The organism is Pseudomonas sp. RA_105y_Pfl2_P56 (genome assembly GCF_963970845.1).
Taxonomy (GTDB): Bacteria; Pseudomonadota; Gammaproteobacteria; order Pseudomonadales; family Pseudomonadaceae; genus Aquipseudomonas; species Aquipseudomonas baetica_A.
Genome location: NZ_CAXAPL010000029.1, coordinates 1 through 12,701 on the forward strand (window position 1 = coordinate 1; position 12,701 = coordinate 12,701).

The following is a 12,701-nucleotide window of genomic DNA, read 5'->3' on the forward strand; positions in this document are numbered from 1 at the left end:
GGAATACTGGCGTAGATGCATAGAGTTCGGAGGCAGCGGAGACTGGGAAAAATTGGAGAAAGCTCTGCGCGATGAGGTGCATCATCAGGCGCAGAGCCTGGAGTAGATTTGTGGGGATCCCTCAGGGACAGACCACGTTTTAACTAGATGGTCGATTTTTTGGCCGTCCCGGGCTCCCTCGCTGCACGCGACGACCGATCATTGCCTCGACATCAACAGCAAACTTTGAACCGCCAAAAACATTATTTCCATTGGTCGCGTCACGAATCTGGTCAACCAACTCTGACTCTAAGTCATTTTTGAACAGTTCGCGGTAAGCATCTGCCGGCTGCCCGCCCTGCACTCCAAGCGCCAAATATTGAGCATGAGGGGTAACAATGTGTGATCGCTCTGATTGTGCGTTAAAACGGTAACTTGACCAGCGATATTCTGCCGGATGATTTACCATTTTCGCTCTGACGGGATTCATTTCGATGTAACGATAACAGCACAACAAATATCGTTCACTCTCAACAAGGCATGAACGAAACCGGCCTTCCCACAAACTTCCGCTGCGACTATACGTACGATTTATATATTGGACGTATCGCTGCCCGACACCTTTCATCAGCAGGCTTGCGCTATTGGAATTATGAGGACTGACTAACAAATGAACGTGATTGCTCATTAAGCACCACGCATGAATATCACAATCATTTTTAGAAGCCTGCTCGACCAAAAGCTCCAAATAAAAAAGGTAATCTTCCTCGGTAAAAAAACAGACAGATCTATTGTTTCCTCGCTGAATCAAGTGCAATGGTACGCCTGGTATCAAAACTCGGGGTCTACGCGGCATCGATGAATCCTTTCAATTGGTCGAACTGAAAGCTTAGCGGGCCGCAAGGTACAAATGAAGGCAAATTTTTACCTATTGTTGCAGTGAATTACGTTAAACGTGGTCTGTCCCCCTTTACCCATTGTCAAGTATCCTATCAGGGATTATTGTAGGCTCTACACAGATACTTTCGTCAACCCTCATCAGAACCGGAGGTGACAATGCCAGGCATCGACCACCATCAAGGTTTGTTCTGGATGAGCTTCACTGAGCGCTTCTTGCAGCTACGCAAGCAACACGGCCTGACCCAGCAGCAAATGGCCGAGACCGTGGGCATCCACATCACCCAGGTCAAACGCTACGAGTCGGGCGAGGCCCAACCGTCGCTGGAGATTCTGAAGAAGGTCGCCACCGCGTTTAACGTGACCACCGACTGGCTGGTGTTCGAGCAAGGCGAGCGCGAACCGCAAGACGAACTGAAGCTGAAGTTCGAAGCCGTGGCGCAGATGGACGAGGACGAGCGCCGCTCGATACTGGCCCGGCCCTGCTCGATGCCATGATCCTCAAGCATCAGACCAAGCGTTTCTTCGTTCCACAGGCCGAAAATGGCAAGACCGCAGGCCACTAAAGAATGCGGCTAAAGAAAAAGGCACCGTGGCACGGGTGTGGCCTCATGGCATCAGGTAATACGGGGCCTGTAGCCAACAGCGTGGCCGCATGAGGCCACAGCCTGCTTGCTAATAAACCGCTGCAACCCAGTAAATCCGGGGCTTTGGCAGCACCGGTAAGGTGCGTATGGTGTATAGCCCGATCAACAGCAGTTAAGGACGATACAAAGCCCTGAATACACACCAGATTTAAGGGTCAAAGCGGACAGCGGGTCGGTTATCGACAATCGGCTTGCCCGATTGAGGCGCGGGCTTTATCACTGCAGACAAACTACAGACAATCTGCAGACTGTTTGCAGACAAATTACAGACACTCTGCAGACAGATTACAGACAGCCTCGGCAGTTATTGCTTGGCGCTGACCGCAGATAAAACAACACCGGCACGAGGCCGGTGCTTGAAGACTAATTAAATAGATCCCCTTTTCTTCAGTCCCCTTTTCTTCAAACCGCTGCCAATCAGTGAATAATTTTGAGGCGTTAAGCAGGATGAATACCAAGCAACTCAACGAGACCAGCAAATTTCTTAGCTATGTTCTCAGGCATGAACCACACGCCATCGGCTTGCAGCTAGACAGCGAGGGCTGGGCAGATATTGACTCTTTGATCGCGGGCGCGGCTAAAGATGGACGAATCTTAGATATTGCGCTTATTCAAGCGGTCGTCAGCAGCAGCGATAAAAAGCGTTTTACTATCTCGGATGATGGCCTACGCATTCGTGCCGTACAGGGCCACTCAACAGCCAGCGTAAGCCTGCAGCACACCGAAAAAGAGCCACCAAAATTTCTCTACCATGGCACCGCTACACGTTTTCTAGAGTCGATTCGTCAACAAGGACTGATTGCGGGCTCTCGCCACCATGTGCACCTGTCGCAGGACATAACTACGGCTATTACTGTTGGGCAGCGCTATGGAAAACCTGTGGTACTAAAAATTGAAGCCCTGCGGATGCACCAACAGGGCTTCAAATTCTTTCAGGCAGATAATGGGGTTTGGTTAACTAGTCATGTGCCAGAAAATTTTTTATATGAACATGGCCTGTGAGCTAACTACTCACAGTCGCAATTTCTAAACAAAAAATACGCACCCTCTCAAAATCAGTCTTGGAGAACATCGTAGAGCCAAGCCTCAAAGCTCGGCAGTTCATAAACTCTCTCTTTGTTGCCTAAATCAATGACGACAACCTTGGGGTCGCCACTTAAGTCATCACCATCAAAAAAAGCAGCATCATCATTTAGCTGCGCAAAGGGTATTAGATTTCTCCCTTCTAAACCCACCCACGCACCATAACTTCCCCGCATTTTCCACGACAACTGACCGCCTTCCGTGCTCGCATCGTCAAACCACCAGGGAAAATCTTTAGGCAGACCAATAGACTTGGCAAAATCCAAATATCTACTGGGATATTTAAAGCCAGCTGGCAATTGATCGACAGAATAAGGACAAAACCCCTCCTGCATTTTCATCACCTCGTAATCTCAGGATCATAAATAGATCCACTGGGAAATTTCTCTGCCCAGCTCTTATCCACCCCAGGCATCTGGCTTTGTTTCCTCACCCGAAACTCCACAGCCTCTCCCCAAGTTTTAGGAACCTGACCATTCAGTATAAATCTACGTGCCTGATCGTCTGATATTGGGTCATTATAATTCCTGACATTCGCTTCAACCTTAATCCCCGCCTCGCGCGCGGCAAGTATGCGAGTATTATCAACACTTGTTGGCGCGCCACCAGGCATCCTGACTACGTCAACAGGCTCTCCTTGCCATCCATCCTTTTTCATAGACCGAACAAGGTCATCGTAATTTAGATTGGAATTTTTCTTTTGATACGCAACAGTCGCTTGTGAAAAAGAAATCTCTGTAGGGTCTAGCTGAGTTCGGCCTGTAACTCCCTTGCCTATATCTACTGTCCCTTTTGGACCACTAGAACCGCCACCTTTTGCAGCAACTGTATCGCCCGACGCAAAATCCGTTGTCCACGCGCTCAACGCCAGACGTGGTGCGGCTTCCCAGCGGGTGACACCCAGACGATGCTCACTCGCCGCATAAAATGGCCCAGACGCGGTTTTTGGCTCCATCACCTGCGCGCCCAGAACCAGCCAGGCCAACAACAGCAGGCCCAGCCAGAGAAGCGGGTTCTGACGATTCAGGGTTTTCATGGCCACCGAGCTTAGCGGCGCAGCCGCGTTTTCGCAGCTAAAAAATCAAGCCCCTGGACGGCGCGGTGGCGTAGCCGCCGGGACGGCCAGGGGCCAACAAGCGCAGCGCGTTAGGCTCTGCCTCTTCGAGGCCTGACACGTGCTCGGGCTGGTCAAGGCTGCGCTTGCGCACCTGCAGGGCTTGGCCTTGACCGCACCTCGGCCAGAACAGGCTGGGGCGTGGGGTGAGGCGACCGCAAGACGGCTTACCTCATGACTGCACGCTTTGGCTGTTGATCTGCTTTTGATCGGGCTCTGCTCTGGCTTTGGGGAGCCCCTTGGGGCGGACGGGAGCCGGGCAGACGGTGCGGGGAACGAGCAGCGAAGCGCGAGCCCGCAACGACTGACCGGCGGGGCGGGCGGGGTGATAAACGCTTTTAGCCAGCCGGTGGCGAAGCCGGGCGTAAATGCAAATGCTTTGGCGCTTGATCTTCCGGGGGCCTGACATAACGCCCATTACACGAACCCGAAGGGCGCGAAGCGGTGCAGCCCCGGCGCGCCGCACGCTTCACCGCGGTAAGTGCCGGGGCTGTACTTTGTGTAATGCGCGTTATGTTGAATGAGCGGCGAAGCCGCGCATTTACCCCCGGCATATAGCCTGACAGTTGCGAAGCAGCTGTTAGCCCTTATTGTTTTTGATCGTGATCTGGCACTTGATCTGGCACTTGATCTGGCACTTGATCTGGCTGTTGCTGTTGATCTTGCTCTTTCGCCTGTCGCTTCAACCGCGCCGGGTGCGTTGCCGTATGGATTTCCTTCAATGCCCTAATACTCACCTGGGTATAAATCTGCGTCGTCTCCAAACTTACATGGCCCAACATCGCCTGGATAAAACGGATATCCGCGCCGTTCTCCAGCATCAAGGTCGCCATGGTGTGACGGAACAAATGACAACTACCGCGCTTGCCGATCTGCGCCGCGTCGATATGTTCACGCACCAGTTGAGTTAAGCGATTCGGGCTGAAGGATTCGCCCTGCTGGGTCAGGAACAACGTTCCATCGTCGTCACCTAAAACAAACTGCGGACGCACTTCATCACGGTATTTTTTGATCCACGCGAGGGCTCTTTCACCAATCGGGATCATCCGGTCTTTTTTGCCTTTGCCCTGGCGAATCATTACCGTCCCGCGCTCGTAATCAATGCTGCTCCAGCTCAAGTTAATGAGTTCCATACGGCGCATGCCGGTTGAATAAAGCGTTTCCAACATAGCCCGGTCACGCACACCGGTGAAGGTGGCCACGTCCGGAACGTTGAGGATTTTCTCCGCCTCGTCGCTGCTGAGAATATGTTTCGGCAGGCGCTGTTCCATGCGCGGCAGATCGAGGTCGGCGGCGGGGTTATAAAGCAGACGATTGCTCTTGGTCAGCCATTTAAACCAGACCCGAATCGGTGTAATGCGCACCGTTTGGCTGCGGGCTGACAGCGGCTCGCCGTCGGCCTTTCGGTATAAAAAAAGATGACGCTGGTAACGCTCCAGGATCGGCCGGGTAATCTCCTGCGGTCGGGTCAAACCCCGTTCGTCACACCAGCGAATAAAAGCGATCAGCAAGTCTTCGCGGTTGCCCACCGTGCGCTCCGAGTAGCCGCGTTCGCGCTGATGTTGAAGGAACTGTTTCATCTGGAAATACAAACTGCCCGGGTCGCCCTGCGGGCCAATCACCTGGTCGGCGATTTTTATTTTTCGGTGTGTTTGGCTCATGACCGCCTCGACTTAGTGGGCACGGGACAACGGCGGCACAGACTTTTTATTTCCTGAGAACCGTGGTTTTTCGTCCACCCCGACCGCCTCAGGCTGTAGCCCTTGTGGGGCCTGGCTTTGAGGAGCTTTTGCCAAGTCCGACCGAGTACCGACCACCACCCGACCAGACCCCGACCGTTCTTCCTGATGCCCCGACCGAGCGGATTTATTGTCCAGTTCGGTCGCATCGATCAGCCCCATTAGGTGCGCCTGGTCGCGGCCGTCGCCGTCATACGTCAGGCGGTATTCGTGGGTCAAACCCTTGCGGTACAGCTGTAAATACTCCAGCTCGACCAAGCGGCCCAGGTGGATTTTTAGCTGGGTATCTCCCCAGCCCGACGCCTCGCGCAGCTCCTTGCGGCTAAAACGAAACTCCCCCGGCTTGAGCGTCAGTACCTGGCTTTGATGTTTTACCCAGTTTTGCAACAGCCCAAGCAAACGCCGCGTTTGCGGCGGCAGCTCGTCCAGGGTTCGCCCGAGAATTTCATGGGCCAGCCGGTTGGCTAGCACGATGTCGCCTTGCGTGACTTCGATATAAGCCAGCATCTGCCCCCGGTGCTCGACCTGGTGAACAGGCCGCTGATGCTGATGCAGCAAGGCAATCGCCCGAATCAGCGTCAGGTATTTCATATGGTCGCGCCGGGTGCGGGTTTTATCCGAGAGAAACGTCAGCCGATCGGCGTAAGGATTGACCACCGCGATCCGCTGCAAAAGACGCTGGGCGTTTTGATGCAAGCGGGTAATCGCCTGTTTTTCCGCGTTGGCCAGCAGCCCATCGAGGGTTTGTTTTTGCCGCTGTAACGCGTGGATAGCCTCGGTTTGTTCGCGGCTTTCGTTGATCGTCAGGACCAAACAACGATTAAGTAACTCTTCGTCCACGTCGATGGCCGTGGTGGTCAGCATCAACATGACCGGGCCTTTGACCGTGTATTGCTTGGTCACCAGGTTGCCGGTGGTTTCATCTTTTCCAGTACTGGCAATGCTCAGTTCGCCGTCCGATTGCAGCAGCTTCAACGCGTAAGCCGCCTGGCGCACGCCTTCCTCTTCGGCGATGGCCAAAATCTTGTGTTGCAGATCCGTTTCGCCAAGATAAAAAAGACTCTGGCCGGTCATGGCGCTGTATTGGATGCGTTCTTCTTCGGGGATCAGGTTTAAAACTGCATCCATCAGGCTAGATTTACCCGCCGCGCTCGATGACTGAATTAACACCGCCAGGGGCTGATCGAGCTTTCTGGACACCGCCGCCAAGTACCCGGCTAATAGATTTGAAGATTCGCCGACAACACCGCAACGGGATAAATCGGACTCGATCCGGGCCAGCAGATCCGGGGCGCGCAGCAACGATAACGCCGCCTGCTCGTCTTCGGCGCTCAAAGTCGGCGCGGGATTTTTCGGTGCCAAAGCCGCCTGGATCGCCGCTTCTTGCAAGCCTTCCAACTTGAGCAACAGCAGGCCCAAATCGCGCTTCACCACCTCTTCCACCACGCCCAGTTCCCGGCTGGCCTGCTGCATATAACTGAACCGCGCCTTGGCCGCGTACAGGTCGAAACTGTCCACGTAATACGCGGCTTCGTTGGTATCGCTGACCTCGCGGCGCACCAGTAAATTGACCCGCATCTGCTCCGGACCGAGGTTCTTTTTCCAGCCCCGCACCCGCCAGTGCCGGTCGGCGACGGTCAATAACAGATCGCCCTGGGCGTTTTCAGAAAAGGATTCGACTACGGATTCCGGCTCAACCAGCGAAACCCCGGGAACCGGGGCCAGTGGAGCAACCGATACGACTACAGATTCCGGCTCGGAAACAACGGCGGCTAAAGAAGAAGTGATTTCCACCTCAACCAGCGCGCCCTTGCCCTGCCACACCGCTTGGCGCACCAACTCCCCCAGCGCCTGGCCCGGGTTTTCCACCTGCAAGGCAAACGCGTTGGCGTCCATGCCCTGCGGGAACAACAACCGGAACACTTCGATACCCACCGAGCGCAGTTCCTCGGCCAGTTTGTCCGCCGCCTTATCGCCGGCTTCATCGCGGTCAAACGCGATGATCACCCGCTGCGTGCCGTGCTGTTTCAAGGCCTGCCAGTGATCCTGGGTAAATCCATTGACCCCGTAAGCGCTGATCACGTTACGCAACCCGGCACACCAAAACGTCATACCGTCGATCAGTGATTCACACAAAATCACTTCCGAGCTGGTCAGCAATGCCGCCTCGTTCCACACCCCGCGCAACGGCGTGGCCAAGTACAAATGCCGGGGCTGATTGGCGGGGATTTTATTGTTCGGCTGCATCCGCCGCCCGTACACCTGCATCACCCGCCCGGCCTGTTCGCCCGAGTCCAAACCCAGCACCGGAACCACCAGGCAGCCGTTCAAATGTTCGTGCCCGGTGGACCGTAAAACGCCCAAGGTTTGCAACTGCTGCCGCAACGCTTTGCCCGCCTGGGTATGTCCTGGCGGCAAGCGGTAAGTCAGGGTTTTATTGGCGTAACCGAGCTGGAAATGCTCGACCAACTCCGGGTGCTTCAGCCCGCGAGATTCCAGGTAAGCCAAGGCTTCAGGCGATTGTTTCAGGTTCGCGTGGTAGGACTCGGCCACCGACCGTAACAGCGCCGCGTCTTCGACTTCGGACGTGGAAGAGGCCGAAGAACCAGCGGCTAAAGAAGGCAAATGCCGGGCATGACTGCGCGACACCCCGACCTTTTCCGCACTCTCCAAAGGCGCGTCATTGCGCAACAGCTGCACCGCGTGCGGCAACGAAACGCCCTGGGTTTTCATCACCCAATCAATCACCGAGCCAGCGGCCCCGCAGCCGAAACAGTGATAGAGATTTTTCTCCGGCGACACCGACAAGCTGGGGGTGTTTTCCTCGTGAAACACACAACGCATCACCCAGTCCTTGCCCCGCTTCTTCAGCTCGTGGCCCTGCGACTGGATCAGCCGAACCAGCGACACCTCACGCTTGAGGCGTTCCAGTTCGGCGGTGGGGATGCGGGCCATCGAGTTTTCTCCAAAAGGGCGTCAAGGTTCTCTTGTGTCGCATTTTAGATTCTCTTATGCTACCAATGTCAAGCACGATAGATACTGGGGGATAACATCATGGCTACCTTCATCACACGAATAATCACGATGAGCATTGCCCAACGACTGGTATCCCTGCGTAAACAGAAGGGCCTGACACAACAAGCGCTGGCTGATTCGCTCGGCCTGCATATCACCCAGGTCAAACGCTACGAGGCAGGTACTTCACAGCCTTCACTGGAAGCCTTGAAGAAAATGTCGCAAACCCTGCGCGTCACCACGGACTCACTGATTTTTGAGCCGGAGGAATTAGCGCCTGATGAAGATCTGCGCTTGCAGTTCCAAGCGATCAGCAACATGCCCGCCGAGGAACAACGGGTTGTCAGGCAATTATTGGAAGGGATGATTATCAAATATGAGGCTGAACGCTGGTCATCGAAGACCCGCTAAACCTCAAAAGAAGGCGCGGACCGTATGGGCGGCAACCCATACGGCCCGCTAACCACAAGCAGCTAAACAGGAGCTGAATCATGGCTAAGGCCGATCATACGTCACCATCACCGATCACTGAACGCCGGTTGAAAATCGCCGCCGATTTCTACCCGGCCAACGACAAGGACAATGACTACGCCACCGCCCGCCCCGTACCCTGGATCAGGCTACGGGGGCTGTGGCTACGGCAGGCGGGGTTTGAGGTGAACGAGAACGTTAAAGTGCGGGTGATGAAGGGGTGCTTGGTGATTACGGCGGAGTAAGAAAACATCCCCGGCTTGGCCGGGGATATTTTATTCTTCATCCCAGAAATCACCTGGTGGCGCATATTCACCATCTTTCAAAACAACGCACCATCCGAAATCTGTGTAAAACATTTCCAGGTCAATAATCTTGTAAAGATTGGCTTTAATTTCTCTTAAGGTAATCAGGCTATTCGCATAGTGTGTATATTGGCCTCCTCCACCTGCAACAGCTCTTAACTCCAATTCCTTACGATCCCACTCCAATACGACCCCAGATGAAATAGGAACAGTATCTGAAAAAGAAACCTCAAACTCGCTAGAAATCCTGCACAAACAGGGGATGCGTACCTGCCTGAGCAATTGCTCAGTTCTCATATCCGATGGAAATTCAATACTTAAATTCATTTCAACGCACTCCGAGGAACAACAACCTCACCCGTAAAGCTTTTTTCAAAAGTGGTGACAGGACTGAAGTATTGCGTGCCATGAGGGTCACGAATAGCAACAACTGGAATGTTATTTCTAGTTGTGATTCCATCTACCACTACAAAATGAGAGAAATCAGAGCCTCCTGTCTTGTCAGCTATACGCACAACTACAGGAGTCCCACTTGAAGTGTATCTAGTTAAGTCAGCAACATTTCTGTTTCCAAAGGCACTTGCAGGAATACCTTCAGACTTCATCAAGTCAGCAACATTCTGAGTAAATATTCCTTTCTCAGAAGGGGGCAGCCTTTGGACAAGAGTCCCTATATCAACTTTTTTGCCCATGGTGTTCAAAACCATCCCACATGAATTGTGACCACAAGTAGGCACTGGCCCTTGGTTCACAACTAGACGATCACCGTTTCTAGGTATCGAATCAGCAAATAAAGGATTTTTAGGAACAGCACCCGCCGCTTCTCCTACAGCCCCTCCCCCTTTTGCCGCTACGAATCATATTCTCGGCGGCAATAGGCAAAACCTTCAAAACACTCAAGATTGCCTATTGGGTCCGATGAGAATTTGCACTCCACTTCTATATGAAGAACTTTATCCTGACCAATTGAAGCTGAAATATTCGTAGCAACAACTTCTAAGCTTTCCCAATCAAATTCTGTAGGCTGCCTGTCAAGATAATAACATATAAACAATGTTCGATCATCCGCTAATGAAAGAGCGATTGCTCTTATTGCAGGATATATCTCACCTATCAGAGCGTGCCAAACACACAAAACCAACCAATCAGGCAAAGCTCTCATGGTTTTACTCCAACAGTAGAAGGATTTGTTGGAACAATATGCGCTCCGCTTTTACCTGAATGTATTGTTCCATATCTTGTCGCTAAGCCTGATGAACCATCGACTCCAATATTTGTTCCAAAATCGACTATTGGCTGCCCTCGGGAACCATAGCCTACGACAGGAAGCTCTCCTGCATGGGTACCATTCAACAGCTTCTGGGGATCCACTCCCTCATTAAAATAGCTGCGTCCTGGAATAAAATTGTTGTGCCCAAGAATATGCTTGCCTTGCTGCCCAGCATGAATGCTGCTGGCTACGTTGTCCAGCGACGCACCAGTGGCTTTTGCACCAACTGTATCGCCCGACGCAAAATCCGTTGTCCACGCGCTCAACGCCAGACGTGGTGCGGCTTCCCAGCGGGTGACACCCAGACGATGCTCACTCGCCGCATAAAATGGCCCAGACGCGGTTTTTGGCTCCATCACCTGCGCGCCCAGAACCAGCCAGGCCAACAACAGCAGGCCCAGCCAGAGAAGCGGGTTCTGACGATTCAGGGTTTTCATGGCCACCGAGCTTAGCGGCGCAGCCGCGTTTTCGCAGCTAAAAAATCAAGCCCCTGGACGGCGCGGTGGCGTAGCCGCCGGGACGGCCAGGGGCCAACAAGCGCAGCGCGTTAGGCTCTGCCTCTTCGAGGCCTGACACGTGCTCGGGCTGGTCAAGGCTGCGCTTGCGCACCTGCAGGGCTTGGCCTTGACCGCACCTCGGCCAGAACAGGCTGGGGCGTGGGGTGAGGCGACCGCAAGACGGCTTACCTCATGACTGCACGCTTTGGCTGTTGATCTGCTTTTGATCGGGCTCTGCTCTGGCTTTGGGGAGCCCCTTGGGGCGGACGGGAGCCGGGCAGACGGTGCGGGGAACGAGCAGCGAAGCGCGAGCCCGCAACGACTGACCGGCGGGGCGGGCGGGGTGATAAACGCTTTTAGCCAGCCGGTGGCGAAGCCGGGCGTAAATGCAAATGCTTTGGCGCTTGATCTTCCGGGGGCCTGACATAACGCCCATTACACGAACCCGAAGGGCGCGAAGCGGTGCAGCCCCGGCGCGCCGCACGCTTCACCGCGGTAAGTGCCGGGGCTGTACTTTGTGTAATGCGCGTTATGTTGAATGAGCGGCGAAGCCGCGCATTTACCCCCGGCATATAGCCTGACAGTTGCGAAGCAGCTGTTAGCCCTTATTGTTTTTGATCGTGATCTGGCACTTGATCTGGCACTTGATCTGGCACTTGATCTGGCTGTTGCTGTTGATCTTGCTCTTTCGCCTGTCGCTTCAACCGCGCCGGGTGCGTTGCCGTATGGATTTCCTTCAATGCCCTAATACTCACCTGGGTATAAATCTGCGTCGTCTCCAAACTTACATGGCCCAACATCGCCTGGATAAAACGGATATCCGCGCCGTTCTCCAGCATCAAGGTCGCCATGGTGTGACGGAACAAATGACAACTACCGCGCTTGCCGATCTGCGCCGCGTCGATATGTTCACGCACCAGTTGAGTTAAGCGATTCGGGCTGAAGGATTCGCCCTGCTGGGTCAGGAACAACGTTCCATCGTCGTCACCTAAAACAAACTGCGGACGCACTTCATCACGGTATTTTTTGATCCACGCGAGGGCTCTTTCACCAATCGGGATCATCCGGTCTTTTTTGCCTTTGCCCTGGCGAATCATTACCGTCCCGCGCTCGTAATCAATGCTGCTCCAGCTCAAGTTAATGAGTTCCATACGGCGCATGCCGGTTGAATAAAGCGTTTCCAACATAGCCCGGTCACGCACACCGGTGAAGGTGGCCACGTCCGGAACGTTGAGGATTTTCTCCGCCTCGTCGCTGCTGAGAATATGTTTCGGCAGGCGCTGTTCCATGCGCGGCAGATCGAGGTCGGCGGCGGGGTTATAAAGCAGACGATTGCTCTTGGTCAGCCATTTAAACCAGACCCGAATCGGTGTAATGCGCACCGTTTGGCTGCGGGCTGACAGCGGCTCGCCGTCGGCCTTTCGGTATAAAAAAAGATGACGCTGGTAACGCTCCAGGATCGGCCGGGTAATCTCCTGCGGTCGGGTCAAACCCCGTTCGTCACACCAGCGAATAAAAGCGATCAGCAAGTCTTCGCGGTTGCCCACCGTGCGCTCCGAGTAGCCGCGTTCGCGCTGATGTTGAAGGAACTGTTTCATCTGGAAATACAAACTGCCCGGGTCGCCCTGCGGGCCAATCACCTGGTCGGCGATTTTTATTTTTCGGTGTGTTTGGCTCATGACCG

At 54.0% G+C, this 12,701-nt stretch carries 14 protein-coding genes; 4 read left to right on the top strand and 10 right to left on the bottom strand.

The genetic code is table 11. The features are described 5' to 3' along the window. Positions 1-139: 139 nt before the first annotated feature. Positions 140-835, bottom strand: a complete 696-nt coding sequence (locus AACY11_RS19225) for a transposase (RefSeq protein ID WP_339434235.1) — start codon at positions 833-835, stop codon at positions 140-142. A 200-nt stretch (positions 836-1,035) separates the two neighbouring features. Here AACY11_RS19225 and AACY11_RS19230 point away from each other — a divergent pair, with 200 nt between their 5' ends. Then, positions 1,036-1,374, top strand: coding sequence for a helix-turn-helix domain-containing protein (locus AACY11_RS19230; protein ID WP_339495531.1), 339 nt, complete (start codon positions 1,036-1,038; stop codon positions 1,372-1,374). Positions 1,375-1,970: 596 nt separating this feature from the next. After that, positions 1,971-2,525, top strand: a complete 555-nt coding sequence (locus AACY11_RS19235) for an RNA 2'-phosphotransferase (RefSeq protein WP_339495532.1) — start codon at positions 1,971-1,973, stop codon at positions 2,523-2,525. Between the two features lie 53 nt (positions 2,526-2,578). Here AACY11_RS19235 and AACY11_RS19240 read toward each other — a convergent pair whose 3' ends face one another. The 4 genes from AACY11_RS19240 to AACY11_RS19255 form a co-directional block, all read right to left on the bottom strand. Beyond that, the gene (locus AACY11_RS19240) at positions 2,579-2,941 is read right to left on the bottom strand and encodes a hypothetical protein (protein ID WP_339495533.1); all 363 of its coding nucleotides are present in this window, start codon (positions 2,939-2,941) and stop codon (positions 2,579-2,581) included. Positions 2,942-2,946: 5 nt separating this feature from the next. Beyond that, positions 2,947-3,642, bottom strand: a complete 696-nt coding sequence (locus tag AACY11_RS19245) for a hypothetical protein (RefSeq protein WP_339495534.1) — start codon at positions 3,640-3,642, stop codon at positions 2,947-2,949. A gap of 665 nt (positions 3,643-4,307) precedes the next feature. Further along, the gene (gene xerC, locus AACY11_RS19250) at positions 4,308-5,381 is read right to left on the bottom strand and encodes a site-specific tyrosine recombinase XerC (protein ID WP_339495535.1); all 1,074 of its coding nucleotides are present in this window, start codon (positions 5,379-5,381) and stop codon (positions 4,308-4,310) included. Positions 5,382-5,393: 12 nt separating this feature from the next. Next, positions 5,394-8,414 (bottom strand): CHC2 zinc finger domain-containing protein, encoded by a 3,021-nt coding sequence (locus AACY11_RS19255; protein WP_339495536.1) that lies wholly within the window; start codon positions 8,412-8,414, stop codon positions 5,394-5,396. Positions 8,415-8,513: 99 nt separating this feature from the next. Here AACY11_RS19255 and AACY11_RS19260 point away from each other — a divergent pair, with 99 nt between their 5' ends. Both AACY11_RS19260 and AACY11_RS19265 read left to right on the top strand, forming a co-directional pair. Then, a complete protein-coding gene (locus AACY11_RS19260; protein ID WP_339495537.1) occupies positions 8,514-8,885 on the top strand; it encodes a helix-turn-helix domain-containing protein in 372 nt (123 codons plus the stop codon). 80 nt (positions 8,886-8,965) lie between these two features. Continuing rightward, positions 8,966-9,190 carry a SymE family type I addiction module toxin gene (locus AACY11_RS19265; RefSeq protein WP_339495538.1) on the top strand — a complete coding sequence of 75 codons (225 nt, stop codon included), beginning with the start codon at positions 8,966-8,968 and terminating at the stop codon, positions 9,188-9,190. 30 nt (positions 9,191-9,220) lie between these two features. Here AACY11_RS19265 and AACY11_RS19270 read toward each other — a convergent pair whose 3' ends face one another. The 5 genes from AACY11_RS19270 to xerC (AACY11_RS19290) all read right to left on the bottom strand — a co-directional run bounded on the left by AACY11_RS19270 (position 9,221) and on the right by xerC (AACY11_RS19290) (position 12,696). Continuing rightward, on the bottom strand, positions 9,221-9,577 hold the full coding sequence (locus tag AACY11_RS19270) for a hypothetical protein (protein WP_339495539.1): 357 nt from the start codon (positions 9,575-9,577) through the stop codon (positions 9,221-9,223). After that, positions 9,574-10,002: a cysteine peptidase family C39 domain-containing protein gene (locus AACY11_RS19275; RefSeq protein ID WP_339495540.1), complete on the bottom strand. Its 429-nt coding sequence runs from the start codon at positions 10,000-10,002 to the stop codon at positions 9,574-9,576. Before AACY11_RS19275 ends, AACY11_RS19270 begins: the two co-directional genes overlap by 4 nt. Before the next feature lie 98 nt (positions 10,003-10,100). Further along, positions 10,101-10,412, bottom strand: a complete 312-nt coding sequence (locus AACY11_RS19280; RefSeq protein WP_339495541.1) for a colicin — start codon at positions 10,410-10,412, stop codon at positions 10,101-10,103. Continuing rightward, positions 10,409-10,957, bottom strand: a complete 549-nt coding sequence (locus AACY11_RS19285; RefSeq protein WP_339495542.1) for a polymorphic toxin type 50 domain-containing protein — start codon at positions 10,955-10,957, stop codon at positions 10,409-10,411. Before AACY11_RS19285 ends, AACY11_RS19280 begins: the two co-directional genes overlap by 4 nt. 665 nt (positions 10,958-11,622) lie before the next feature. Further along, entirely contained in the window at positions 11,623-12,696 is a 1,074-nt protein-coding gene (xerC, locus tag AACY11_RS19290; RefSeq protein ID WP_339495535.1) for a site-specific tyrosine recombinase XerC, read from the bottom strand. Between the last annotated feature and the right edge of the window lie 5 nt (positions 12,697-12,701).